This is a genomic window from bacterium (assembly GCA_030652805.1).
Taxonomy (GTDB): Bacteria; JAHJDO01; JAHJDO01; order JAHJDO01; family JAHJDO01; genus JAHJDO01.
This window is the reverse complement of the sequence record JAUSPT010000031.1, coordinates 13,899-39,356: the sequence shown is the minus strand read 5'-3', so window position 1 is coordinate 39,356 and position 25,458 is coordinate 13,899. Positions and strand designations below refer to the sequence as shown.

Genomic DNA, 25,458 nt, shown 5'->3' with positions numbered 1-25,458 from the left:
AACTCCTGAATTGCTTCTGAAGAAAAAAACTCTTATCCGGCAATATATTGTGGAGACAGACATTCATCCATTTGTTGAAGGCATTTCATTTGAAGAGGTTTGGGAGAATAAAGTTGAGAATTTCTTTGGTAAACAGAAAGTTTATTTTGCTTCTCTAGAAGATATTATAAAAATGAAGAAAGCCGCTGGAAGAGTTAAAGATAGAGAAGATTTAAAAGTCCTCACAAGATTACTAAAGCAAGAAAAAAAGACCTAATTATCGGTTCTATTCTGCAATGTTTTTGCTGTGAAAAACACACTTATTCCTATAACAATTGCCAATACAGGCGCAACTATAAGAGAGCCAAGTAGCCATTCCAACAACCTGTCGGGGAATTGCTTAAAAATAACATCCATGGAGACATTGGTTAACCAGCGGCCGTGCCGCATATAATATCCCAGTTCAATGCAGACTGCAGGAACGAAAGGCGGTATGCATAAATTCTGTATGGTAATAGCCATCGCCTTGTTCAAATGCAAGCGCGCTGTCACATAAATAATCACCAGTGTATGAATTGAGATAAGCGGCAGTACAGCAAGAAAGATCCCAACTCCTGCTGATACAGCTAATCCAGAGGAACTTGCATTCTCTTTTAGCAGCATCTTCAATAATTTAACAGGATGGCGAAGCATGCTCAGGTCGATTTTTTTAGCGGCTTCAAAAACTAGTTTTCGATGTGGAAGCGGTAAGAGACATCTGCCTACTAATCTGGTATGCATACAGGAAATACGCATATTGTCTACAAATGGCTTGAAATGCGAAATGCGGGATTGAGGCTCAGGATACCATGCATCAACCTCAATCATCTTTAAATATAGCCCTGCCCATACTGCCCTTGCCAGAACTTCAGTTTCAAAATCATAGTGAGAGCCTGTTAATTTCATTTGTGAAAGGTACCGCACTGGATACGAGCGAAAGCCGCTCTGGCAATCCTCAATTGAAACTCCTGTTTCTACGCGCAGCCAGAAATTAGCAACCTTTTTCCCAAAATGGCTTTTACGTGGAACATGTTTCCCATGAAGTTTTCTGCACCCAATAACAATACTTGTTTCATCTTTCTGGAGCAAAGGAATGAACTTCTCCAAATCCTGCGGATAGTGTTGTCCGTCTGCATCAATCGTAATCATAAAGCGTCCGCCTTGAGCTTGAATATACCCTAACGCAGTAAGAATTGCTCTGCCTTTGCCAAGATTTTTCTCATGTTTAAGCACAATAACTCCAGTGTCAGCAAACAAGGCGGATATATTAGTATCAGTGCTTCCGTCATCAACAACAACTATATTCTTCAAATAATCTCTACAGGATAAAGCAACATTTTTCACAGTATCCTTATTATTAAATACAGGGATAACACACCAGATATGATCTGTAGAGAAAGAGTTATTATTCACCTGGCTTTTTATTCCCGGTAATAAGCATATCCCACATAGAGCCTGAATATCCAAGTTTGTGAAGAAACTGTAAAGTAGTGTCCCCTGCATCAGGAGGGAAAATACAATGTTTAATGCCGGAGAATGCCTTAGTTAATGTCTCCTTTAGCCACTGTTTATCAATGTTTGGAGAAATATAATAAACAGATTTCAGTAAATCCTGACCATTGGAAAGAATCCCTTCTTTAAGCGCTATGCGCTCAAGGTCCGTGCCGGGAATAATCCGTATCCCCATAAAGATAAAAGATACTGCCTTTTTCAGACTTTTGATATTTTCTATTCCCTCGAGCACTGTTTCCCGTGTCTCCCCCGGACAACCAAACATATAATAATGCGCTGTGGCAATATTAGCGCGGACAAAGGAGTTATTACACTCAATAATGTCCCTGAACAGAAATGACTTGCCAAGTCTACGAAGTGTTGTATCAGCGGGCGCATCAGATCCAAGCTCTGCTGCTTTCAGCCCGGTCTGTTTCATCAGCGCTATAATTTCATCATCAAGCTTTTCCGGTTTGAAAAACGCAGTCCAAGGGATAGACACCCCTCTTTTTGCCATTTCACGAACTACGTTCAGATAATGTTTTTGGTCATCATTAAAAACCGAATCAGTAAAAAAGATATACTTTGCCTTGTGCGTATCAGTCAGCAACTGAATATCATCAACCACTGCCTTCGGATCCCTGCAGCGAATACTTGTGCCTTCCAAAATAGGATACGAGCAGTACACGCATTTATGTGTACATCCCCGCTTTGTCTGCACAGATCCAATGTTCCCTCTTTTCAGATAAAACTCCATAATCTTTGGATCATAATATGCAGAGGGAATTTCTTCGCCTTTTAGGCTGGAGCTGGGCTGTATGCAGCGTTCTTTTGGATAAACGCCTTTTTCAGCATTTGCAACAAATTCAAGCATTAGAGCCTCTCCTTCTCCAACAATTCCATAATCAGCACCAACCTCACGCAGGATTGCTTCTGGCATAATAGAAAATCCTGCGCCGCCCAGCACTACTGGCACACTGGTTTGTGTGCGGATCATTTTCACAATATCCCTCGCAACATCAATATAGCGCTGTTCACTTAAGAAGTTCACATTATCTATATTGCGAATTGATACACCTATAATGTCAGGAGTACTGTCTTTGATTACCCTGCAAAGTGCCTCCATGGACTTATTACTCTGAAGAAAATCAAACTGATATACTTTATGCCCAGCGTTACTCAAAGTAGCTGCAACCATACTCAAGCCAAGCGGATAAATAGGATACGGAGTACTGGCAATATTAGAAGCAATCAGTAGGATTTTCATGACCACGCCCGATTAGCATTCAATCTGGCTCTTTTATAAGTCCCATCTTTTTTTTCTTTTTCAATAACTTTAAGAAACAGTTTTGCCATCTTTATTTCCCTGCTGCAGTCAGAGTAAAATGTTTCCCACGCATAGTGATACATGTTTTGCAATGAGTCTACAGTCATTTTTGCCGGTTTAAATACAACTTCTCCTGTCGTGTACTGAATCCAGTTATTATGAAGGATTCTATTTTCTTTTTCCAGCTGAGCTCTGATCGGCGCATGAGGAAATGGAGTAAGGATAGTAAATTCGGCAAGGTCAAGATTTATCTCAAGAAGAAAATCAACTAATCGCTTTATATAATCTTCATCATGATAATCCAGCCCCAGAAGAATAGTTCCTTCAACTCCAATGCCATGTTCCTGCAGCCGCTTAACTCTTCTGCGGATATGATCTGAGGTATCTATTATTGCCTGATATACATACCAACATCCTGCTTTAGCAGCTAAATCCAGTATCTCATCATCGTCTTTTATTGGATGAGATATCCATTTCTTTTTTAACGGAGCAATTGCCCTAAACAGTTCCTTTTCCCATTCATCGTCCTGCGCCAGGGAATTATCAACAAAAAACAAGCGGTTATTATCAATGCTTTCCAGCTCCATCAATACTGCATCAATAGGACGCGGCCTGAATTTGCGCCCTCCCAAATACGGCGTACAGCATGGAAAACAATTAAACTTGCACCCTCGCGACGCATGCACCAGATCAACCATCTGCACACCGCGAAAATTATATAATTCACGCTTAAGAATACTGCGTTTTGCAGTTTTAACCAGATTCATATCCGGAAAATCATGAAAAAAGTCATACATTTTTTCAAGATGACCATTTTTGAAATCATAAATAACCTTATTAAACTTACCTTCCGCTTCTCCTAAAAACACAGCATCTGCATGTTGCATTGTTTCTTCTGCATGAAGCATTGTTGCAATGCCGCCAAACACCACCTTCTTACCATGAGCTCGATACCAATCGCTAATTTCCCATGCGCGGGGCATCTGGCATGTCAGCATAACTGAAAGCACAATCAAGTCTGCATCTTCATTAAAATCAAGCTCTTCAACATTCTCATCACAGAAGGAAATTTCAATATCATCACTCAGCGCAGCAGCAAAACACACAGGACCATGAGGAGGCAGATTAAATTCCGTCTGATCCATTAGTTTCGGCCATGTGGGATATATCAGTTTTATTTTCATATTTATTTGGAAGAAGTGTCCTCTTCCCTTCTCAGAACAAAACATACAGCCTTCTTTTCATCAACTTTCATAGCCAGTATTGTTGATGCTTCTTTGCGGGATATTATGCCTTCTGCATATTGAAGTAAAGACGGAATATGTTTTTGTGGAAACATGATATACAGCAATGGGCCCTGAAACCCAAAGTGAATTGATGCTTCTGCCAGAGGACTTGACGGAAGTGTATAGATAAAAAGATTACCACGCGCGAGTTTTCTGCCTGTCTGCACATAATCCCTGAAATAATTCAGATTAGACTTCAAGCATCCATCAGTATTTGTGCTGATAATTCCAATATCCTGTTTATGCTTTTCAGAATACTTTACTCCTGCATCATGCAGTGCCAGAGCGCCTGCACAGCAAGACATTTTTGAAGTCATGTCAAATCTTCCAAAATTCTTCACAGGATACAAAAATATTGATTCATTCTGCAGCTTTGAATGCAGAGATTTTATATCAGTATAATCTGTGCATACTGCCTTTTTCACACACCCATATTTTCCTTTACTAATCCAGCCAATACCTGAAATAATCATAACTGCTGCTCATCCAATTTTTTCAATACCAATGCAGAATTCACTCCGCCAAATCCAGCGTTGATAGATACGGTTACAGGGTTGTCAAATGAGTCCGGCTCAGTGGAGACCCAGCCCTCAGCTTCATCATCAGCGATACGCAGATTAACTGTAGGAGGAACAAGTTTTTCTCTTAATGACCGCAATGCCACAATTGTCTCCACCAGACCTGCCGCTCCCATTGTATGGCCTATTCCTCCTTTAATAGAGTAGGTTGGAAGAGTTCCTGAAGCAAAAACAGATTTAAACGCCTTCATTTCCATAGCGTCGTTATACACAGTTCCTGTGCCATGCGCTGCTATGCATCCAACAGTATCCTCAGAAATATCTGCTGATCGCAGGGCTTTACGCATAGCCAGTGCCAGTCCGCTTCCATCTCTGGACGGACCGGTCATATGATTAGCATCATTTGTCAGTCCCCAACCGGCTATTTCTCCAATAATAGACCTTTCTTCCTGAATAGCTCTTTCTTTACTCATAACCAGAACAAATCCTGCTGCTTCGCCAAGACTTAGACCGCTTCTGTTTTTATCAAAGGGCCTCGCCGTATCTTTATCTAATGCCATCAGAGAAGAGAATCCGGCAAAAACAAATTCACTTACAATATCACAGGCAACTACCAGCACACAGTCACGCTCTTTACTACGGATCATTGCTGATGCCTGTGCAATTGCGCTGCTTGAAGAAGTACATGCCGCAGACACAATAATCCCGGGCGACCTTATCCCGCTCAAGCATTGCACCTTGCTTAACAAACAGCCAAGCGCGCTTTCGTCCGCATTATCTTTGGCATTAAGAACCTGTTTCTCCAGAATATCTATTTCGCCTGTTGTGGTTGCTAAAATTAAGAGAGCGTCTTTTGGAATAATAGCAGATGCTTTTTTTAGTAACGGCTTCAGCATCTGCATTACCAGAGAATCACTTTGACCAGTCTTGAGTTCAGCGATTGTAGCCGCTTTTTTTGTTTGAAATACATCTGTATCAAAACGGTCTAATGGATTTATTGCAGTCTTCCCGGATAAAAGGCCATTCCAGCACGCATCAATGCCCAAGCCGTAAGGAGTTATGAGATCACAGGCAACAACAACTGCTTCTGGCGCATGCATATTAGTTCTCCTGTGTTTCATTTTTAACACTTACTCTCAGCTGCAGTTCAGCAATTTTCTTATCTTTACTGGTTACTGATGCTTTTACGAGCGCTTCGCCGTTGCTTTCTGTTTGCTTCCTGTAATTAAAAACAATTTCTTCTTCGGGGGAAACTGGTGAAAAGAATTTTGCCGAAACAATTTCCTTCAGTCTGACATCCTCCTTTTCCCATGCCTGAAGCATTACTATAACCGCCTGTATTTTACAAACACCCGGAAGAACAGGTTTGTCTGGAAAATGCCCCTGAAACCCAATGAACTCTGATGGAAAAAGAAAGTGCGCAGTTACTTCCCCTTTTTTAGTTTCAGCTAAATCAGACATACATTGTTTGATCTCCTGCATAAGCCTATTCATGTTTGAATCTCCTTCAATCGCACAGTTAGCTGATAGTTGTATTTATGATGTTTGAGCATAATGCCGGATGGATATAGTTTTCCGTTCTTTCTGCGGTACTCATAATAAAAAACACTCCAGATTTTGCGCCACCCTTTATAACACCGTTTTTCAACCAACAGGTTGTCAGTGCCGGCAAATATGTATTCCATTACACCTGTTTCTGAAGGCTGCCTGAAAATAATCTTCTTTTTCTTTTTATATATTTTAGCTTCAGGACCAGGAATAGAGTCAAAATAAATTCTTCTGATATCATCTGCCACTGCTTGGGCAAAATTGCCGGGAAAAGAAGCTCCTTCAAAAGCGAACTTGCATTCAACGCTATTATCATTTCCGGCTAACTCAAATAACTTAATACCTGCATGATTAAGACAGATAATTTTAAAAAGCTTTTGAAGAGAATCAATATCAGTATACCCAATAGCAGAGAACTTATGCCGCCTATACTGAAAAACAATTGTGTTAATTACCTGGAATTTCTGAGAAAGGGTACTGGCAAATTGCTCCCGAATTGCTGTAGGCTGCACTTTGCTGACCGAGACATATTGGACCTTTTTAAACGGAATACTGCTGCATCCTGTACTGCACAATCCAACTAACCCTGCGAGCAGCAAATATAACGCTATGCCTTTTTTGGTTTTTGCCATAATCTATACAAGGAGGGAATAACCAATAGTGCTGAAATATACCCTCCCACTACTCCTATTACAAGTGTTAAACCAATAGAAAACAATACAGGATGCAGAGCAAATAAAAGAGCTCCTGCTCCAATAACTGTTGTGAGAGCTGACAATGAAACTGCCATGCGCGTTCCTGTTTTTAAATTATATTCACAAGTATAAACCATGAATATCCCATAGTCAATGCAGAGACCAATAACAATTATCCCGGCAATAACACAAGGAGCATTTAGAGATAATCCAAATACAGGAATGATCCCTAATATCAATAGAATGCCTGTGATAACCGGAATCAGGGCAAGCACAGTTAGCCGTATGTTTCTTAGCAATAAACAGGTTAATATCAGAATTAACAGCACAGCAATTACCGATAAAAAAATAACTTCTGAAGAAACTGCCTGAGAAAGTATGCTGGAAAAAGCATTTCTGGATACTAAGAATGTCCTCGGATAACGGCTGATTATTGCGCTCAGCGTCTTAACACATTTATCCTTATCCGGAAAAAATGATAACACCTGATATTCATCTGCTTTCTTCAGTACAAATCGTTCTTTTAACTGGTCAAAGAAAGTAAGCCCCTCAGGTGTATTTTTAATAACCTTTTCAGTATAGAGATTTTTAAAAAACGGGGAAAATGCATCATCGGAAAAATGATATGCCTGACCATGCTCTTGGAGAAGCTCTTTCAACTTTGCTTCTCTTCCTTCTCTCCAGAACTTGTTCCAGCGCGCAGAGTTTGCTATTCGTGTTTGATTTGACAGCCACAATTCTGCAAAACTTGTAAACCCCATTGGGGCAAAATTATCTTCTCCCACCTCATTTACTGCTTCGGTGTAAATGCGCTCATTACACTGAAGCGCCTCTTCCAAATTTTCTCCTGAGGTAACAAGGATCGCTGGTTTATCCGCGCCTCCCCACACATTATGAAACTCCTGTTCAGTCTGTATAACTTCAAATTTACTTCCATCCAGTTGACTGATATCGCTATTAAATTCTACCTGCCACGATAGAGCTATTGCAGCAATTATAATCACTCCCCAGCAAGCAACACATATCCGATCAAAAACTTGCGAGTGCATAGAACTTCCTTGTTTGAGTATAGCAGGAAGTTCCATGTAGTGTTTCCCGGTTAAAAGATAGGGTAAGACAAATAAGGCACAGACAAGGCAGAGAATAATACTGAGGATTGAAAAAAGAGCGAGCTGATGATACCCCTGAACACTGGAAAAGAAGAATGCAGCAAAAACACCTATTGTAGTAAATGCAGCAATTATTACTGGTTTTATTATTTTCTTGACTGCATCAGGTCGGCCAGCTCCTGTGCGTACAGCTAAATATACGTGAATCCCGTAATCTATAGCAATGCCGGCAATAACAGCTCCCATACCAATAATAAAATATGACAGTTTTCCAAGAATAATAGCTGAGAGGTTTATGGAAACAAGAACTGATATCAGAGGTATAAGAAAGATAAGAATTGCCCTTATATCCCTGAATATGAACAGGAATAATAAGAGAAAGGCAACTGAGGCAATAGTCAATGTCAGGAGAATATCCTTTTTCATTACATACTCATTGCTGACTGTGTGAACATGCCCGGCAATAATGTCCGCCGAAATAAACTCAGGCAGAGACTTCAGCTGTTTATGCAGATACTCTATTAGGTTTTTTGAGCCGAATCCATCAGTAAGACGTACAGGCGTTTTAAGTATAAGCATAGCGTTTCTGCCGTTCTGGCTGATAAAATGTCCATCTTTGATCTGAACCTTATATCCTAAAGAACTGGAAAGTTTTTGTATATTGGAGAGAAATCCGGATTTTATCCCGAGCGGATCAGAGCGAATAAACGGCATTACAAATCCACTGCCCGGAGTCAGTAATTGCTGGTAGTCTCTGCTTAAACTTGTTTTTACTCCTTCAGAGGTTATCTGTCTATCAATTTTGGAGAGGTCATGTTCGTTGAGCAGTTGCGGAACATACCTCATAAATAAATGCATCTCCTGCATTAGATCTGCTTTGGAAACACCGCTTATTACATCTGTTATCAGAGGCGGCTTTAAAGACTTTTCTAATTGGTCAACAGCTTGAATAAGGTCATGTGTTGTGTGTTCTGACGACTTCAGTTTTAGAGAAAGAACAACCTTATCCGAAAGATTTGAGTCTCTGAGAAAACGCATACTGCGAAGAATCTCAGGATTCGCAGGAAGCATTAGTTCAATGTTATTATCAAAAGAAATGAACCTGAGACCAATCGCTGCAAAAATGATTATGCTTGCCGCAAGTCCGGATATAAGACGTTTCCGTTTATCAGCCACGCGGTTTGACCTCCCATGCCGCATCATCGATCGGAGTATTCAGCATGGTATCATTAAACCTGAGAAGCGTAGAATCGCCGGTTTTCTCCTTTATGTATATCTCGTGGATATAGCGTTCATCCTCTCTGAATACAATCCTTACATAGTTGATAATATTATAAGCCATTGTATTTTCGCGCGGCGTGAATTTAAGGGAAACCGGGTTTTGCTTGAGTACTGTTATATTGTATTCTTCCAACAATGGCATATATATGCCTGAAAGCCATTTCCTCATTTGCCCGACAACGGTTTGAAACGCAGGATTATCCTTCATACTTACCTTCTGAACTTGGTCTATATCTTCATCCCACTGCAGAATAACATCATCCCTTATAATCATAGAATACCGTGTCGGCTCTTCGGTATGCCATGCAAAAAGATCCGGCTTTTTAAGAAATATCTTGCCCTTCAAAATAATCTCTCTATCAAAGATCGCCAGCTTTTTCTCCTGAACAAAACCAGTTTTCAAAGTTTTTATATCTGACATTTTTTCTTCAAGTTTACTGAGCACATCCTCCACACTCTGCTCAGCATAGCCGTTAAGCGACAATAGAGACATACATAATGCGATTAGTATTATTGTGATTTTATTCATATTTGCTCCAAGCATAATTTCAAAACCTGATTTGTAATTATACTAGGATTTTATATATTTTACACGGGATGTTTTTGTTGATCATATTTGGCTGAACGCAAAGCTAAGCAGCGCGGCTTTTTGCGTCGGCTGAATTAGCCTTGTTATGCATTTCCCGATTGTTTAGCACCAAAGAATAATACATCACTTACCGATTTAGTTGCGACACGTTGTATATATAGTAGACTGCCGCTGGGGAATCGAACAAATAATCTTGTAAGCATTCATGTCATTATTTTTCTCGTTCTATTTTTCTACAGAATTCTTCATCAAGCAGGGGTTTGGATAGTTTATCAAAATGCTTGATGATACCGCCATATGGCATTGGTTTAGGAACAGCTTCATTATGCAGTGCAACCATCTGCATAGAATTCTTACCATTTTCTGGACTCACCATTAATCTTCCCAAATCGCCCCAACCACTAACTTGCAAGTTGCCATGTAAGGCTCTACGGATAGCGTTGACGACAATATCAACAAGCTGAAGGCCAAGATTTTTCCTCGACGACTCAAACGAGCGGCGCTCTGACAGTACTTTCTTAACATCAAAGGCATGAAATGGCTCGTTTTGTCTTTCCTTCTTTATGAACGGCTGTAAATGCTGAGGCGCGGACGTCATATCTACATTAAAATTTCGGTCGAACCAAGAGTAATCTCCGCCTTCCACAAAAACCATAGGCTTTGACAATGAATCCGATTGGCAAAAGGGCATAACTACAGTAGACCAAATGTCTTCATAATTTGTAAGGTTATCTGCTTTTGCATCAATGACCCATCTGAAATGGGAAAGTGTGAAAGGATCTCTTTGACAGTAATATAAAGTAGCAATTCTTATAACAGATTGAACTAAAACCGTTAACAGCGCAGACTGAACATAGAGTTGATTTGACAGTTGAAGATACCTCTCCCCAAGTTCTTCAAGTTGACGTACCAGGTTAGGATGATGCTCGGGGGTCACATGTTTTGTAATATTTGCTGCTTGCCCTTGCTTATGCATTGTTATTTGATCATCCGTGTGTATCCCGATATCGATACCGCAAGCTGTAACAAAGACATCGTAGTCGTTCAGAATGGATATTACCCAGGCAATCTGTTCTTCGTTCAGTTTGCTGCCCTTGGGTTCGCCTGAACCGATTCCCCAGCTGACTTTGAGATGCTTAAACCTTTTGAAGATGTATTTTTGATACTGTTCGGGCATGACCAGAGCCGCTACACAAGATATGACCTTGTCCTTACCTGATGGATTAGCAAATATACCTGACTCGTCAATGTAAATATACATGGTCTATGAGTCCAAATTCGATGGGTCGAAAGTTATATAGACACCGTTTCCCTCTGTAATGTTCGAGCGTGTCAACTATGGCCTCACAAAGGCATAACACTTAATATATGGAATCCATATTTTCTCGATTCCTGATTATAAAACCTGATTTATGATTATACTAGGATTTTATATATTTTACACGGGATGTTTTTGTTGATCATATTTGGCTGAACACAAAAATCAGCGGCTGGCACAGTTCGCTGGATTGTTTGGTTAGACATTTTTACTATTTAATATTGATTCTAATTCAGATTGCATCCCTGTCGGATCATAAAATCTATTTTCGTGCTCGTCCATGGTTATGATGTAATCCATGACATCATTAAATGATTCGCACTTTACCACTATCTCATCGATATTGTTGATTCGCGATAATAACTCTGTTTCAGATAACGGTCGTGAAAACATATCGAGTTTTTCACTAGATGTGCTTAATTTAACATTTAGTCTCGCAAGAAGTACCTGTTTCCATAATTCTTTCTGATGAGCATTTGGTATTTGTTTTCTAATTAATTCCAAAGTATATTGTTGGATTCTTTTGACCGCCCATTTGGAAACCATAATACCAATAAATATCATTTCCTGTGATTTATCTTTGCCTAAATATGCTTCAGATTTTATGCGAAAATCTTCTATTTTATTTATTTTCTTGTCATCTATTGGCTTAACAGAATCAGGAAGATTTCTATACCATTGTGGTTTAAAAAACATCATTTGCCTCCTCTTTATGTAATGTCGTCTAACAATTAATATATGGAACCCATATTTTCTTGATTCCTAATTATAAAACTATCTAAAATATAGCAAACCTTTACTGATTTAGCAAAATAATACCAGTAAAAGCGGATTCCATTCTGGCTCACTATCTATTTGAGTTCACTTTTGATCCATTGCAAATATTTTTCATTGGGATCTGCGTCCAGCTTGATTATGCAAGGAGTGTCAAAAGGATGGATTCTGGCAATTTCATCCCGAACTCTTTGATAATTCTCCTTCGTTGTTTTAGCAATAAGCACAACATCCGTTTTATCGGCAATTTTGCCTTTCCACCAATACATAGCATTGACTGGGAAAATATTCGCACAGCCAATCATACGTTCTTCAAGCAAGTGCCTGGCAATTTTTTTTGCCTCTTTGGCTGATTCATTGGAAATGTAAAGAAAAACCATTTTATTCATATCTCATGCCAGATCTTTACCTCTCCTCTGGCAAGCACATGGTTGTCTCGCGATACGGTTCCTTTAACAATGCCAAAACCGCCATACCTTGCATATTTATAAAATGATATATTTAATGTGTCTCCAACATGTGCTTTTCCTAATATCTCAAGCTTTTTCGCTCCAAGCAGGAATCCTCCCGGCGCCGGTTTAGATGCACCCATATGTTTAAATCCGCTTAGTGATGCTATTGCCTGCGCTATCATTTCAAGATACGCAGCCTCGTCAAGCAAACCGCTTTCGTCAATAAACAGCATATCTTTCGACAATGTCACAGTTACATCTGCTGAACGCTCACCAACTTTCACAAGTGTATCAATGACTCTCATTGGCGATTTCTGCGGAATTAGTTCTTCAACTGCAATCGGTAAACGGGCAATTTCACCCTGTTTATCAACATTCTTCCAGCACATAGGGTCAGAAGCCAGATAATCGCCTGTCAGCTGGTATGCTGCTCCGCGGCATCCGTAACATTCATTTGATTTTTCGCATTCACGGCAAGGAGCCTTCATTGTATCATGGTAGTTTCTAAGATCCTGAATGACCTCACTGTCTTTTATAATATCTCGAAGCTTTTGCTTTCGTATGCTTCCAACCGGTATAGTTACCCCAACACACGGCGTAACATATCCTTGAGAAGTAACAAGACATGAAAACTGGTGCCGCAGACATCTATTCCCTATCAGAGGAGGCTGAGGCTCCCAAAAGTATCCATAGTGAGTACGGTCAATTTCGGCAATTTTACAAAAAATATCATGCAGCTTTTGAGGTTCAATATTTAACCATCCGTTTTGTCTAATATTTCCCTGCGGAGTAATCATCTCAAAATATGGGATAATATTCTGATCCCTCAGCTTTTGCCACATATCCACCAGCTCATCAATATTCTGAGAGCATATAACGGTACTGATTGCAAGAAATGTTTCTCCGGAAGGCCGTCTTGCCTGCTTTAGATTGTGGAATGCTTCCTGAATGATCTTGAACGATCCTTTTTTCCCGGCGAGTATATCCTGAGTATGCTCATTAAGCGTGTTCATTTTTAGAACCACATTTACTCCATAGTCAAAAAGCTGTTTCGCTATATCAGCAGTAATATTAGAACCATTGGTAAACATCTCCACATTAAGATGATGCGTTCTGATAAACTTAATTATTTCCATAATATGCGGATATATCATCGGCTCTCCGCCGAGAATAATAATTTTTTTTGCTCCAAGATCCTGCGCCTGTAAAATAACATCGCAGATTTCCTCTACAGTCAACTCGTTTTCAAGAGAAGAATTCTCAGGTATATAACAATATGGACAGTGGAAATTACAACGCAGACTGGGTTCAATTTCCATAGATAGAAGCCTGCCATTGCGTACTGCATCTTCTATTTCCTCTCGTGCAAATTCAAAATTTGGTATTGGGGTGTGACAACTCACTGTTTTGTTTGTCTCCTATCTATAAAGCGAATTGGCTTTCGCGACTTTGGATCATAGACCTTCTGTTTAATGGTTCCCGAATCAACGATTATTATCTCAGGTTTTACTCTCAGACGCGCCTGAAGTTTATCCTGTATCATATCTGCGGTGCATGACGGATCATTAACTGATACATTGATTTCTATGATATCTGAAAGTTCGCTTTCTCCGGATACTGTTACATAATAGTCATTTATTGCCTCAATCTCTTCTAAGACAGAATATATTGCCTGTGGATACAGAGTCGTTCCTTTGATCTTCGTCATTTGTTTTTTCCTTCCCATAATCGGCCCCAGCCTGGGAGAAAACCGCCCACAAGAGCATTGCTCATCAATCAGGAAACTTACATCACCTGTCTTAAACCGTATCAGAGGCATTCCTTCTACCGCCATTGGCGTTATAACGATTTCGCCTGTATTACCAGGAGGAAGAACGGTGCCGTTTTTATCAATGATTTCTACAACTGCCAGATCAGGAAGGGAATGGCCTCCTTGCTGAGCAGTACATTCACAGAATGTAGTTACAATCTCAGAAGAAGCGTATGTGGAAAAAGCATGTGCCTGCCATATGCTCTGCAAATCATCCCCTACTTTTAACAATTCAAGATTTTTTCCGCGTAACGGTTCACCAATACAAATTAGTTTGGACACAGCAGTTTTATCAGGATCTATTCCACTTTCCTTTAAGTACAAACCCAGTTTCCTCAGAAAACTCGGAACTCCGATAAGAGCTGTTGGCTCCATTTGTTTTATAATCTGCAGGTGACTCTCAAGACTGTTATGCCCGTTTCTAATAGCTGCTGCGCCAACACTGCGTATCCCAAGAAAATACGCCAGTCCTGCAACGAAACAGCGATCCATTGTGCAGGTTAATAACACCGTATCATTGGAAGTCAGTCCGCATCCTGTAAACGATCTTTCCTCATTATAGGCAAGCCGCTTTAAGTCATAATTAGTATACATCATCCTGATCGGTTTGCCCGTTGTTCCTGAAGATAAAACAATATCAACAATCTTATCAGAAGTAACTGCGCAAAAATCGTCATTATTTTGCTCAATATCAGACTTCTCAGTAAAGGGAAGTTTTGATAGCTGATCAATCGTTATATTACTGCATTCAGCTTTGATATTCTTCAGTGCTTTGCTGTAAAAAGGAGAATGTTTGATACAGTATGCAATGTGTTCCTGTAATTGCCTTTCCTGAATCTCTCGGATTTCTTTCGGCGGACTAAACGCTATATCACGATAACGATATAAATCTCTCATGCCCCACCCTCCATAACAGCAAGCTCCGAAGCTATTATATCACGCACTTTGTTTTTAAGCTTAAACGGTCCTAAATCCTTGTACTGTTCCCATTCGAGACCTGGCAATTTGTGCAGTCTGATTATTCCCTGATGCAAGAGAAGTGATCCGCGTGGAGGGATATTCTCATTCCCGGAAATACATATAGGTACAATTGGACATTGCGCTTGCAAGGCAACGCGAAAGATTGAGCTGTGAAACTGCCCGATTTTTTTGTTTCTGGAACGTGTTCCTTCAGGAAATGCAACAATGGAAACTCCCTGTCTGAGTAATTCGATTGTCTTATAAGAAAATTTCTTGAACTGCATTCTCTTGACATTCAAATAACCCGCCCACCTTGCAAATATCCCCAGCACCGGAAGACGAAATGGCCATGTATTCACAATCTGAATAAGTTCATAGGGAAGACATCCAATCAAGAATGGGTCTGAGCTGGAGCGGTGATTACAAACAAAAATATATGGACCTCTGCCTTTATTCTTTGCATAATCTTTATACTTGAAACGCACAAAAGGGAACGGAATAACCCGAATAATAACATTGCCGTACCAATTGATTGCTCTGCGGAACCGCTTCATAGTATTGCGGCGAGATGAAAACAAACCAAGAAAAATAACAGATAAACTTAAAATGGGAATACTAAACATAGAGAATGATAAGAACAGCGTGTAAAACACTATGTTAAAATATATCAGCTTTAAGGTCTTCATTTACATTTTTTCTTCATCTCTTAAAGTAAGAACAAATTTGTAAATATCATCAAGTGTCCTGATGTTTCTGAGGCGTTGGTCATCGCGTATTTTAATGCCAAATTTCTGCTGCAAGGCAACAACCAGGTCCACAACATCTAAACTGTCCAAGCCCAGATCTTCAAAAATATTCGCTTGCGGTAAGAGTTTCTCTTTTTCAATCTCAAAGGATTCCTCAAATACCTGATTTATTTTATCTATAATTTCCTGCTTATCCATTCCAGCTTCCTCCTATTTTTTAGAATTAGTCACTCTTTTACACACCAATGCTGCATTAATCCCGCCAAATGCGAAGCAATTTTTTACCATAATTTTAATCTCTTTGCCTAATGGTTTCATTACATGACAAATGCCCTCACAATCCGGATCTACTTTCTCAAGGTTTAGAGTAGGGTATATGCATCCTTTTTCCATCATTACCAAAGAAGCAATCAATTCCAATGCCCCTGATGCGCCGAGCGTATGTCCGATATATCCCTTCAAACTACTTACTGGAACATGACTACCGAATATCTCTCCTATTGCCTGAGCTTCTTCCTTGTCGCCCTGGACCGTTGCTGTTGCATGAGCATTGATGTAATCAACATCTTTTGGTTCAATATGCGCATTGCTTAAGGCATTACTGATGCATGAAACCATACCAGCTCTGCTGGACTGGCTGATATGAGCACCATTTCCGCATGTATGATATCCTATAACTTCAGCATATATTTTCGCTTTTCTTGCTACAGCCCTTTCATACTCCTCCAGAACAAGTATCCCGCTTCCTTCTCCACATACCAAACCGTCCCGTTTTACGTCAAAAGGCCGCGGGGTTTTATGAGGAGATTGATTATAGTTTGATGATGTTGCAAAGAGAATATCAAAAGATCCTGTAACAGTTGGATGAAGTTCTTCCGCACCACCGCATAGTAGCGCATCTTGTTTGCCTAACCTGATCAGATCGCAACCTGCTCCAATAGCTTGCAATGCAGATGCGCACGCGGCAGAGGTTGCCATAACGCAACCGGTTATTCCCAGATACTGAGATACATTCATTGCTGCTGTATGGGAAATGCATTGAAAGAATTTTGTTGAATTGAGTTGAGTTAGATCCTTTGTTGGGACCATAATTTCAAATGTCTCGCTAATGCTTTGAGCGCTTCCTGTAGTTGACCCAATAATACATCCAATCCTTCCTGTAGATAATGCCTCTTTGCCTATATCAGCGTCTGACAGAGCTTGTTGCGCTGCCTGAACTGCAAAAATACTCATTCTTCCCATTGATCGTCTGTTCTGACGCGGTATCAATTTTTCATTTTTAACTTCCGCAGGTGCTGCAACTAAACTGCGCAGGCCGATATACCGGTTCCAATCATCCATATAACGAACAGCGCTTTTCCTTTGTTCAATTCCCGCAGTAAGAGCAGAAACGTCATTGCCTAAAGGAGAAACAGCTCCAACACCCGTTATTACTACCCGTTTTAACTGCATAATCTCTGCTCAATAAAATAATTATATTTTTCTTTTCCAACAATAGCTCTTCCAACAATAAATGAAGACATCATTGCTCCTACCACTCCCGGCAGCATAGAGCTCTGGCCGGCAGCATATATATTGCGAAGAGGAAGCTTTCCAAAAAGATTAAACTGTCCGATCTTCTGTTTTATACCATACGCTGCCCCATCGGGAGAATTCAAATAATCTCTGAATGTCAGGATAGATGCAGAATCTATTACTTTAAAAGAATCCTTATACTCCGGGAATTTTTCAATAATACGCTCTTTGATACTGCTAACATGTTGTTGTTTATATTTCCGGTAGTCAGAAGGGCGATTCCCTGTCTTTGAAAGCTTCCATGCTTCTACATGCTCAGGGAAAGACACTTCAAGCGCGCTCAATACATGATAGGACTTCCCATTTACTTCTTCTGCATTCTGCATAATTACCATAGCCGGCATCGCGTTATTTCCCTGATCAAGCAACTGGTTTATATCCGCTGTTGGAAATAGAGAGGTGATTGTTGGGGTAAAGTCATCTGCTAAGTTAGGAGATTTCACAACACCATACACTGAAAAGAATCCTGCTGACGATTCAAATGCTGAGACTCTATCAACAAAAGCCTTGCTCAAATGGTCATTAGGCAAGGTTTTTAATACCTCCATGGGGTGTATTGTAAAGATACACTGGTCACAGGATATTTCTTCTCCTGTATTCAGAACAAAATGTCCTACATAATTATTCTGGATATCAACACACTCTTTAATATACCTATTGCACATAATTTCTATATTGAATTCTCCAAAACGTTTCTGAAATGCGCTGATAAATGCATCGCCGCCGTTCTTTACTCTGGCAATGGATTCATACAGGCTGTAACAGATTCTGCTGTGATTGGCAAATGAAATCTCTTGAGGTTTTACCCCGTAACACATGCTGTACCCAGCTAGAAGTGCTTTCAACTTGTGATTATTAGTTAATTGGTTCAAAGCATCATCAAGACTTAGAAAATCCTCATCTAAAGCGCTCACAGACATAGAAATCTTACGCAAATCCATGGCAGCAGTATGAGTACAAACATTCTTGACTATAGCAAAATATTTGCCTATGGCATGTTCTTCGCAGGGAAAGTATTCCTTTATCTTTTCTATTATTCTCTGATAACCAGTTGGCAGATTATATGTTGTCTGTTCCGGGCCAACTATAAACTGGTTATTTTTCTCCTCTGACAGATAAATGGGCTGAATATGATCCTTAATACCAAGAACCATCAGCATATCCTGAAGAATCCCGTTTTTATAGAATCCGCCTGTAAAGTGAAATCCTGTATCAAAAGGGATGCCTTGAGAATAAAACCGCCTTAATGATCCTCCGATATGCACGTTTTTTTCAACAAGCAGCACTTTATGCCCGTTCATGCCAAGTAAAAGCGCAAGTGTTAGACCGCTGACACCGCTTCCCACAATTACGTCGTCATATTTTTTCATAGTGAGACAACCTTAGAGAGCCAGGCCACCGTTAATACCAATGACCTGACCATGAATATACATATGCTTTTCTGTGCATAAAAAGTTCACTACTGATGCAACGTCATCAGGATTCCCAAACCTCTGTAATGGAATAAGCGGAAGGATCTTATCTTTAGGAAGATTTTCAATCATATCTGTTTCAATAACACCCGGAGCAACAACATTAACAAGAATATTCTTCCTGCCAACCTCCAGTGCTAATGCCTTAGCAGCGCCGATTAATCCTGCTTTTGAAGCAGAATAGTTTGCCTGACCTGCACGGCCAACCTGTCCGGAAGCTGAAGATATAACAACAATGCGTCCTCCCTGTTTTTCCCGCAGCATTGGGAATAAAACAAAGTGCATTACATTATAAAACCCATCCAGATTTGTAGAGAGTACCGTATCCCATTCTTCCTTTGTCATCCATACCAAAAGATTGTCTCTGGTAATGCCTGCGTTATATACAACTATGTAGGGAGTGTGAGCGTCCAGCCTTTTTTCCAGAGCAGCTTTGGTCTCATTATAGTTGGAAACGTCAAAAGAGAGAGCATCGCATGCTCTTCCTATTTTCTCTACCTCTTCTTTTACCCTCTTAGCAGCAGCATGGTTGCTTTTATAGGTCAGCCATATATCAAATCCTGACCTAGCAAGACGCAGAGCTATCGCCCGTCCTATACCACGGCTTCCACCAATAATCAGAGCAATCTTTGCGTTACTATCTTTCTTGTTCATGTGTTACCCAATCTCTATTATCAATAAACTTTCTTGCTGTGTCAATTAAAGTTATCCTGCAAACTTATATCCAAGTCCGTGAACTGTTAGCAATGTTCTGGGGTTTTTGTAATCTTCCTCAATCTTTCTTCTCAGATTTACAATATGAGCATCCAATGTACGGGACTCAGGAAAATAATCATATCCCCAAACATTGTTCAGTATATCATTTCTGGAAAGTACGACATTTGACTTTTTGATGAAATATTTCAGAAGGCTAACCTCCGTTTTTGATAATTTTTCAATTTTACCATTCTCTTCCACTTGAGCAGTCTTAAAATTTATTATTTTATTATTAGATAGCTTGTATTCATCTATGTTTGCATAATGACTAGTGCGCCTGAGCTGTGCCCTTACTCTGGCATGAAGTTCCCTCAAACTAAAAGGCTTTGTTATATAATCATCTGCTCCCAACTCAAGTCCCATTACTTTGTCTATCTCTTCACTTTTAGCTGTGAGCATAATAATAGGGACATCCAGCCCTTTCTCTCTTATTTCCCGACAGACATCAAATCCATTTTTCTCAGGCAGCATTATATCAAGAAGAAGAATATCAGGTTTTCCTGAAACTGCTTCTTTAACTGCAGAAATCCCATCTTCTGCAGATAAAACATCAAAATTTTCGCTCCGGAAATACTCAATCAGAATATCGAGCTGCTTCTTCTCATCCTCAACTATTAATATTTTATGCATCCTTTGTCTCTTTATCTAAGGGGAACAACAAGCTGAATGTAGAGCCTTCTCCCTTTTCACTGACTACTTGTGCCTTCCCTCCGTGCACATCCATAATATGTTTTACAATGGAAAGTCCTAATCCAACTCCCTTGGTTTTTCTGGTCATCTCGTCTTCTGTCCTGTAGAAGACATCAAATACTTTATTGATATTATTCTTCTCAATGCCTATTCCTTTATCTATTATATCCAAAACTGCATATTTTGCACTACGAGATATTTTTACTTTTATTATCTTACTTATTCCTGAATATTTCTTAGCATTATCAAGTAAGTTCAAAACCGCCTGCATAACTGCTTCTTTATCAACACGCACATTTATGATTCCTTCAATATTCTCTTCAATGCTGAATCCTTCTTTTTTGAAATAGTCCTTAACTGAATCGATTGCTTCTTTTACAACCTCTCCCAGATTTTCCTCTTTGAAATGATACTTCTTTCTGCCTGCATCAATTCTTGAGAAATCAAGAACGTTACTAACCAATCGTTCAAGTCGGTTAACCTCTGAGGCGATGTATTCGTAATATTTCTTAGCCTGTTTATTATCCTTTATTTTCCCGATATTAAACATCTCATTAGCGGTTTTTATTGTTGAAAGAGGCAACCTCATCTCATGAGATACGCTGGATATAAAATTAGTTTTCATCCTTGAAAGCTCAACTTCCCTCATCGTCATCCGAAGACTTAGAATGCTTGATAATATTATGATAATAAATAGCATACTGACCATAATAATATTAATTGTCATCCTTCTTCTTGAACTCTCTTCAATATTTTTTGTTCTTTTGTGATACACGTTGAGCTTTGCCCCAGCGAGCCATTCTCCAAGATTAAGTACTACAGTGGGTAAAACAGCATTTATTTCCCCTGTTTGCAAAATTGCATTACTGTTAGTACCAACTATCCAGCAGACAATATCTTCAGACAATCCTTTTGTCTTAAGTTCTTTTATTAATCTATTATCAATGTCGATTTTATCTTTTACAACTGATGTGATTATCTCTCCATGTTTTTTATGTTCCATTATCTTAAAAAATAGAAGTGTATCGCCTAATTTCTGGACAGATATATTCTTATGTTCAGTCTCAATTACTTTCTTATCCTCAAGCCGTTCAAACATATTTTTCAAAAGTGCTGTTTTCTTATAGAATGTCTTTTCCTTATGAATAACTTCCTTGAGCTTTACAAATTCGTCCTGTTTCGCCTCTCTCTTTCCTAAAGCTGGATCATCAATTATGTTAAATAACAGATTTGCAAAATATGTTCTTTCCCCCTCTGATATATCCAGTTTGTGATTCTGTATATCCTGAAGTAGTGAGAGAGCATTTAATATCGCATGTTCAAAATCGCCTATTTCTTTCGCAAGTTTGACAATCTCATATCGAGATATTATATTGAGATTAAGCCCGTCAGGAGAAAAGCTTTCCGGATATTCAGCTATTAACTTTTGATAGGCAGATAATGCTTTTCCATTCTCTCCCTTTTTTCTGAGAGTCCGGGCGAGGGTAAATTGTACAAGTGCCTTTTCATTTGAAGCAAAAGGTCCTTTCAGTAAATCTTCGTATGAAATAATGGCTTTTTCAAAATCCCCCTTAACTTCCAAGGTCCCAATCTGCTGAAATCTTCTAAGAAAATCAAGCGAGAAATTTGGCTTCTCAAGTTCTTTGCGATAGGTCTTGAATCTTGGATAAATCGTATTGAGGTTGGAATCAAAGGCAAAAAGCATTTTGTCCGGATCAGGTGTTTTTTCCTCATCCATAATGCTAGGAATCTCATCAATCTCCTTTTCAATATCCTTAAATATTTCTCCCACAACCTCCGAAGCAACTTTCCCTGCAGAAACTGCCTGCCTCTTTATCTCTTCCATAATCTCTGCTTCCTGATATTTGGCAGTTTTAAAGCCAAAGTAGGAAAGACAGATAGCACAGAGTATAAGAACAATGTTGAGCAGAATTATCTTTTTATGCATAGGGTTATTTTGAACTATAGTTCCTATAAAATTTTATCGACTCAATATGTTTTAACTTTAGATGAGATTCATACACTAGTACTGCTAAAAGAAAAATAGCAGGAATGACTCCTCTAAAGATATTTTCTTCTGTCGCGCAAGTCGTATTGATAAAGCAAATAATAACTGGAGAGATTATTAAGAAAACAATCATCCAGATACACACCCTGCGATTGCGTCTTAAATAGGACTCGTTTTTCAGCAAGCGATTATCCTTTCATCATATTTGCTCATTTTCTGCATCCCCTCCTTCATTTCTTATTTGAGATCAGGCGTTTATTTTTTAGATCCTTAATAAATCCCATAATTTCTGAAGAATCTACAAGGTTATCTTTTGCAAGACGCTTAGCTTCATTGACTTTACCTGCCTTAATCAAATTAGAAATTTCATCTTTGGTATTAGCTATAACCTCATTATCATCTGCAAATTTAATCTCAAATTTATTACACAGAGCTTTTAGGTTATGATTTATATTTCTCAATTGTTTTTCAAGATGAGATATTTTTCTCATATTTAACGACATCAATAAGAAAACTGGACCTAGCACAAAGAGTAGTGTTATCGGAATATATGGATTCATTACAACCCCCTTTTAATATTTAAATTTCTCAACCAATTTCGCACCTTTTGGTGGAATGAAACTAAAGACTGTTGACGGGATATCTTCGTTTGTTTTTATTTCCCTGTGAACCTCCCTGATAACACTTGAGAAATCAGGTATCTTAATATCAGGTATTTTGACATTCGACCCGGACTCTTTTAAGCTTTCTCTTGCTTTTTCAAGAATATCTTTATGAGATTTCATGGTTGCCTCGACTTTTCTTAGCAGCAGGTCATCTGTACCTATCCACAATACAATCTCACTATTCATTACATAGTCGCCTGCAATTATATGACACTCAACTCCATCGAACTTCCCTTTGCATAGAAAAATCGGTTCTAAAGTGGCAAATATATTTTGTGATAAAAGCATCGAAGGAATCTTATGTGCTGAACCTCCTGAAACTCCTGTGGCTGCAGCCATTCCCATTTGTAAATTTTCATCTTTTTTATATTGCCCAAACTGCGGCCAGTAGGTATACGTTTCTTCGCCATTACTCCACAAGATATTATTGTCTTGAGCAAAGAGCATCATGCTTTTCCACTCAAATCTCAGCAGGTTTGGTCTTTTGAAGAACATTTTAAATGGAGACTTCATAACCTGCTTTGTTCCTGCTCCCCCCATTAGCATCGTAGTCTCTACTTCTCCTGTATCCTGATATGATGCAAGGCTTCTATATACGTCGAACATTTTATTTATAACCGCTCCTGATTCTTTTTCATCTTTTCTGCCAACTTTCTCATAAGAATCCCTCATTCTCTTAATTGTCTTGGATATAGTTTCTTCATCTTCGCAGTTTCTCATTATTTTCTCATAAACCCCTATTGCCCCCTCATAATCCGCATCTCTTGTCTCCATCTGCATCGCTTTCATAAACAATGCTTCTGCAGTTTCTCCTTCAGCAAAACTACTTCCTGAAAGAAACAGCATCAAACATCCTGCAACACAAATCGTCCTTACCGCACTTCGCACTACTTTTCTCATCTTTTTTCCTCCTGTTTTTAATTAGTATTACACATTCTGAGAGGCAAGTGGTTAAAAAAATGTAAAAAGATTGTAAAAAATAAAGAATTATATGATTAGTCGCCGTAATGCGTTTCGACTGGTTATTTCAATAAGATAAAACTAATCTAGATTTTCTTTGGACTTTAAATTTTTTTTATCTAGTTTGCGTTGTTTTTTTTCTTCCCGCTTTTTCTTTTTTGCTAAATCTTTCATACGCTTTTCATATTGATAATTAGGTCTTGCCATTTATCCTCCTCTTAGCTCTTCAGCGTTCTCTTTGATTTTTTTAATTGCTCTTACAATATCGTCCATATCCTCTTTTGTTCCCAGAAGCATTTCCTGTCTTAGCCAGACTGCTTCTTTTTTGGAGATTCGTTCTGTAACAGGACAGGAACTATTTGAGAAATCTATTTCCTTTCCATAATACGGACAGGATAATGGACAAAAACCAGGTCCTTTCCCTTTTTTCTGAAACAGTGGATTTTCATATAACGGAAATGGATAACCGGGCCTGCATGGAATCCCCTCTGCTTCAAGAGCTTTTAAGAAAATCTCTCTTGGAATGCCGCAAAACTTATTTTCAAGATACTTGAATATGTAGATATGATAAGGCCTTTTTGTTACTCTCGTGTCTGTGTGTATAGTTTGTATCCCGTCTATTTGTGAGAGCTTTTTATTTAGATACCCAGCGTTTTTCCTGCGTGTGTTCTCAAGTCCCTCGAACCTAGTAAGCTGAACAAGTAAAAGCGCTGCTTGAAATTCTGTCATACGGTAATTTCCTGCAAGAGTATAGTGCTCATACCATGCTTTGCCCTTTCCTCTGCCACAATTTGTGTATGAGCGGGCAGCTTCTGCAAGTTCGCTATTATCTGTTAAGAGTATTCCTCCTTCCCCGGCATTCAAATTCTTGCTGGCTTGAAAACTGAACTCTCCTATATCTCCAATAGCGCCTACTCCCTTATCACGCCATTGCGCACTCCATGCCTGTGCAGCGTCTTCTATGACCTTTAAGTTATGTTTAGATGCAATCTCCACAATCCTGTCCATATCGGCTGGCTGACCTGCTATATGAACAGGGATAATGGCTTTGGTCTTTTTGGTAATTAGTTTTTCTATGCTTTCAGGACTGATACATAAGGTCTGTTCAGAGATATCAGCAAAAACAGGTATAGCATTTGCTTTGAGAACAGAACTTGCTGTTGCTATAAATGTGTAAGCAGGAACAATAACCTCATCTCCAGCTCCAATCCCGCAAACAATGAGTGCAACTTCTAAAGCAATTGTCCCATTACATGTTGTTATAGCGTATTTTGCTCCATGAAAATCAGCAAATTTTTTCTCAAATTCTGCAATCTTTTCTCCATACCACCACTTGCCGCTGTCAATAACATCACAAACAGCCTTCTTTTCTTCTTCTCCAAAAACAGGCCATCTGGGAAAAGATTTAGT

General features: G+C 39.2%; 26 protein-coding genes. 1 reads left to right on the top strand and 25 read right to left on the bottom strand.

Annotation, left to right across the window (positions count from 1 at the left end; all coding sequences use genetic code 11):
• On the top strand, positions 1-256 hold a 256-nt coding region (locus Q7J67_02465), incomplete at its 5' end, for a hypothetical protein (protein MDO9464145.1).
• Here Q7J67_02465 and Q7J67_02460 read toward each other — a convergent pair.
• From Q7J67_02460 to Q7J67_02340, 25 genes are all read right to left on the bottom strand, one after another.
• A complete protein-coding gene (locus Q7J67_02460) occupies positions 253-1,431 on the bottom strand; it encodes a DUF2062 domain-containing protein (GenBank protein MDO9464144.1) in 1,179 nt (392 codons plus the stop codon). The two genes, Q7J67_02465 and Q7J67_02460, sit on opposite strands and share 4 nt — an antisense overlap.
• Entirely contained in the window at positions 1,424-2,776 is a 1,353-nt protein-coding gene (locus Q7J67_02455) for a lipid biosynthesis B12-binding/radical SAM protein (protein MDO9464143.1), read from the bottom strand. Before Q7J67_02455 ends, Q7J67_02460 begins: the two co-directional genes overlap by 8 nt.
• Complete coding sequence (locus tag Q7J67_02450; protein ID MDO9464142.1) at positions 2,773-4,020, bottom strand: cobalamin-dependent protein; 1,248 nt, start codon at positions 4,018-4,020, stop codon at positions 2,773-2,775. The genes Q7J67_02455 and Q7J67_02450 overlap by 4 nt, the downstream gene beginning before the upstream one ends.
• Positions 4,021-4,022: 2 nt before the next feature.
• On the bottom strand, positions 4,023-4,595 hold the full coding sequence (locus Q7J67_02445) for a hypothetical protein (GenBank protein MDO9464141.1): 573 nt from the start codon (positions 4,593-4,595) through the stop codon (positions 4,023-4,025).
• Positions 4,592-5,740 (bottom strand): beta-ketoacyl synthase N-terminal-like domain-containing protein, encoded by a 1,149-nt coding sequence (locus Q7J67_02440; GenBank protein ID MDO9464140.1) that lies wholly within the window; start codon positions 5,738-5,740, stop codon positions 4,592-4,594. The genes Q7J67_02445 and Q7J67_02440 overlap by 4 nt, the downstream gene beginning before the upstream one ends.
• Before the next feature lies 1 nt (position 5,741).
• Complete coding sequence (locus Q7J67_02435) at positions 5,742-6,134, bottom strand: hypothetical protein (GenBank protein ID MDO9464139.1); 393 nt, start codon at positions 6,132-6,134, stop codon at positions 5,742-5,744.
• Positions 6,131-6,820 (bottom strand): hypothetical protein, encoded by a 690-nt coding sequence (locus Q7J67_02430; protein MDO9464138.1) that lies wholly within the window; start codon positions 6,818-6,820, stop codon positions 6,131-6,133. Before Q7J67_02430 ends, Q7J67_02435 begins: the two co-directional genes overlap by 4 nt.
• Complete coding sequence (locus Q7J67_02425; GenBank protein MDO9464137.1) at positions 6,796-9,168, bottom strand: MMPL family transporter; 2,373 nt, start codon at positions 9,166-9,168, stop codon at positions 6,796-6,798. Before Q7J67_02425 ends, Q7J67_02430 begins: the two co-directional genes overlap by 25 nt.
• Complete coding sequence (locus Q7J67_02420) at positions 9,161-9,802, bottom strand: outer membrane lipoprotein carrier protein LolA (protein ID MDO9464136.1); 642 nt, start codon at positions 9,800-9,802, stop codon at positions 9,161-9,163. Before Q7J67_02420 ends, Q7J67_02425 begins: the two co-directional genes overlap by 8 nt.
• 271 nt (positions 9,803-10,073) lie before the next feature.
• Positions 10,074-11,123 (bottom strand): DUF3800 domain-containing protein, encoded by a 1,050-nt coding sequence (locus tag Q7J67_02415; protein MDO9464135.1) that lies wholly within the window; start codon positions 11,121-11,123, stop codon positions 10,074-10,076.
• 255 nt (positions 11,124-11,378) lie between these two features.
• Positions 11,379-11,879, bottom strand: coding sequence for a hypothetical protein (locus Q7J67_02410; protein ID MDO9464134.1), 501 nt, complete (start codon positions 11,877-11,879; stop codon positions 11,379-11,381).
• Between the two features lie 152 nt (positions 11,880-12,031).
• Positions 12,032-12,343 (bottom strand): divalent-cation tolerance protein CutA, encoded by a 312-nt coding sequence (gene cutA, locus Q7J67_02405; protein ID MDO9464133.1) that lies wholly within the window; start codon positions 12,341-12,343, stop codon positions 12,032-12,034.
• Entirely contained in the window at positions 12,340-13,809 is a 1,470-nt protein-coding gene (locus Q7J67_02400) for a radical SAM protein (protein ID MDO9464132.1), read from the bottom strand. Before Q7J67_02400 ends, cutA begins: the two co-directional genes overlap by 4 nt.
• Positions 13,806-15,113 (bottom strand): AMP-binding protein, encoded by a 1,308-nt coding sequence (locus Q7J67_02395; GenBank protein ID MDO9464131.1) that lies wholly within the window; start codon positions 15,111-15,113, stop codon positions 13,806-13,808. The genes Q7J67_02400 and Q7J67_02395 overlap by 4 nt, the downstream gene beginning before the upstream one ends.
• The gene (locus Q7J67_02390; protein MDO9464130.1) at positions 15,110-15,862 is read right to left on the bottom strand and encodes a 1-acyl-sn-glycerol-3-phosphate acyltransferase; all 753 of its coding nucleotides are present in this window, start codon (positions 15,860-15,862) and stop codon (positions 15,110-15,112) included. The genes Q7J67_02395 and Q7J67_02390 overlap by 4 nt, the downstream gene beginning before the upstream one ends.
• The gene (locus Q7J67_02385; GenBank protein ID MDO9464129.1) at positions 15,863-16,120 is read right to left on the bottom strand and encodes an acyl carrier protein; all 258 of its coding nucleotides are present in this window, start codon (positions 16,118-16,120) and stop codon (positions 15,863-15,865) included.
• Between the two features lie 12 nt (positions 16,121-16,132).
• Positions 16,133-17,374: a beta-ketoacyl synthase N-terminal-like domain-containing protein gene (locus Q7J67_02380; protein MDO9464128.1), complete on the bottom strand. Its 1,242-nt coding sequence runs from the start codon at positions 17,372-17,374 to the stop codon at positions 16,133-16,135.
• Positions 17,365-18,867: an NAD(P)-binding protein gene (locus tag Q7J67_02375; GenBank protein ID MDO9464127.1), complete on the bottom strand. Its 1,503-nt coding sequence runs from the start codon at positions 18,865-18,867 to the stop codon at positions 17,365-17,367. The genes Q7J67_02380 and Q7J67_02375 overlap by 10 nt, the downstream gene beginning before the upstream one ends.
• Positions 18,868-18,879: 12 nt before the next feature.
• Complete coding sequence (fabG, locus tag Q7J67_02370; protein MDO9464126.1) at positions 18,880-19,623, bottom strand: 3-oxoacyl-ACP reductase FabG; 744 nt, start codon at positions 19,621-19,623, stop codon at positions 18,880-18,882.
• A 51-nt stretch (positions 19,624-19,674) separates the two neighbouring features.
• Entirely contained in the window at positions 19,675-20,355 is a 681-nt protein-coding gene (locus Q7J67_02365; GenBank protein MDO9464125.1) for a response regulator transcription factor, read from the bottom strand.
• Positions 20,348-22,363 carry an ATP-binding protein gene (locus Q7J67_02360; GenBank protein MDO9464124.1) on the bottom strand — a complete coding sequence of 672 codons (2,016 nt, stop codon included), beginning with the start codon at positions 22,361-22,363 and terminating at the stop codon, positions 20,348-20,350. The genes Q7J67_02365 and Q7J67_02360 overlap by 8 nt, the downstream gene beginning before the upstream one ends.
• Before the next feature lie 290 nt (positions 22,364-22,653).
• Positions 22,654-22,983, bottom strand: coding sequence for a hypothetical protein (locus Q7J67_02355; GenBank protein MDO9464123.1), 330 nt, complete (start codon positions 22,981-22,983; stop codon positions 22,654-22,656).
• Positions 22,984-22,995: 12 nt separating this feature from the next.
• The gene (locus Q7J67_02350; GenBank protein ID MDO9464122.1) at positions 22,996-23,988 is read right to left on the bottom strand and encodes a hypothetical protein; all 993 of its coding nucleotides are present in this window, start codon (positions 23,986-23,988) and stop codon (positions 22,996-22,998) included.
• A 141-nt stretch (positions 23,989-24,129) separates the two neighbouring features.
• A complete protein-coding gene (locus tag Q7J67_02345) occupies positions 24,130-24,255 on the bottom strand; it encodes a hypothetical protein (GenBank protein MDO9464121.1) in 126 nt (41 codons plus the stop codon).
• The gene (locus Q7J67_02340) at positions 24,256-25,395 is read right to left on the bottom strand and encodes a DegT/DnrJ/EryC1/StrS family aminotransferase (GenBank protein MDO9464120.1); all 1,140 of its coding nucleotides are present in this window, start codon (positions 25,393-25,395) and stop codon (positions 24,256-24,258) included. It lies immediately after the preceding gene.
• Positions 25,396-25,458 lie beyond the last annotated feature (63 nt).

Bases quoted from the DNA above. Each gene is read 5' to 3' on its own strand.
- Q7J67_02455 (MDO9464143.1), bottom strand. From the start codon at position 2,776: ATGAAAATCCTACTGATTGCTTCTAATATTGCCAGTACTCCGTATCCT.
- Q7J67_02450 (MDO9464142.1), bottom strand. From the start codon at position 4,020: ATGAAAATAAAACTGATATATCCCACATGGCCGAAACTAATGGATCAG.
- Q7J67_02445 (MDO9464141.1), bottom strand. From the start codon at position 4,595: ATGATTATTTCAGGTATTGGCTGGATTAGTAAAGGAAAATATGGGTGT.
- Q7J67_02440 (MDO9464140.1), bottom strand. From the start codon at position 5,740: ATGCATGCGCCAGAAGCAGTTGTTGTTGCCTGTGATCTCATAACTCCT.
- Q7J67_02435 (MDO9464139.1), bottom strand. From the start codon at position 6,134: ATGAATAGGCTTATGCAGGAGATCAAACAATGTATGTCTGATTTAGCT.
- Q7J67_02430 (MDO9464138.1), bottom strand. From the start codon at position 6,820: ATGGCAAAAACCAAAAAAGGCATAGCGTTATATTTGCTGCTCGCAGGG.
- Q7J67_02420 (MDO9464136.1), bottom strand. From the start codon at position 9,802: ATGAATAAAATCACAATAATACTAATCGCATTATGTATGTCTCTATTG.
- Q7J67_02415 (MDO9464135.1), bottom strand. From the start codon at position 11,123: ATGTATATTTACATTGACGAGTCAGGTATATTTGCTAATCCATCAGGT.
- Q7J67_02410 (MDO9464134.1), bottom strand. From the start codon at position 11,879: ATGATGTTTTTTAAACCACAATGGTATAGAAATCTTCCTGATTCTGTT.
- cutA (MDO9464133.1), bottom strand. From the start codon at position 12,343: ATGAATAAAATGGTTTTTCTTTACATTTCCAATGAATCAGCCAAAGAG.
- Q7J67_02395 (MDO9464131.1), bottom strand. From the start codon at position 15,113: ATGAGAGATTTATATCGTTATCGTGATATAGCGTTTAGTCCGCCGAAA.
- Q7J67_02390 (MDO9464130.1), bottom strand. From the start codon at position 15,862: ATGAAGACCTTAAAGCTGATATATTTTAACATAGTGTTTTACACGCTG.
- Q7J67_02385 (MDO9464129.1), bottom strand. From the start codon at position 16,120: ATGGATAAGCAGGAAATTATAGATAAAATAAATCAGGTATTTGAGGAA.
- Q7J67_02380 (MDO9464128.1), bottom strand. From the start codon at position 17,374: ATGCAGTTAAAACGGGTAGTAATAACGGGTGTTGGAGCTGTTTCTCCT.
- Q7J67_02375 (MDO9464127.1), bottom strand. From the start codon at position 18,867: ATGAAAAAATATGACGACGTAATTGTGGGAAGCGGTGTCAGCGGTCTA.
- fabG (MDO9464126.1), bottom strand. From the start codon at position 19,623: ATGAACAAGAAAGATAGTAACGCAAAGATTGCTCTGATTATTGGTGGA.
- Q7J67_02365 (MDO9464125.1), bottom strand. From the start codon at position 20,355: ATGCATAAAATATTAATAGTTGAGGATGAGAAGAAGCAGCTCGATATT.
- Q7J67_02360 (MDO9464124.1), bottom strand. From the start codon at position 22,363: ATGCATAAAAAGATAATTCTGCTCAACATTGTTCTTATACTCTGTGCT.
- Q7J67_02355 (MDO9464123.1), bottom strand. From the start codon at position 22,983: ATGAATCCATATATTCCGATAACACTACTCTTTGTGCTAGGTCCAGTT.
- Q7J67_02350 (MDO9464122.1), bottom strand. From the start codon at position 23,988: ATGAGAAAAGTAGTGCGAAGTGCGGTAAGGACGATTTGTGTTGCAGGA.
- Q7J67_02345 (MDO9464121.1), bottom strand. From the start codon at position 24,255: ATGGCAAGACCTAATTATCAATATGAAAAGCGTATGAAAGATTTAGCA.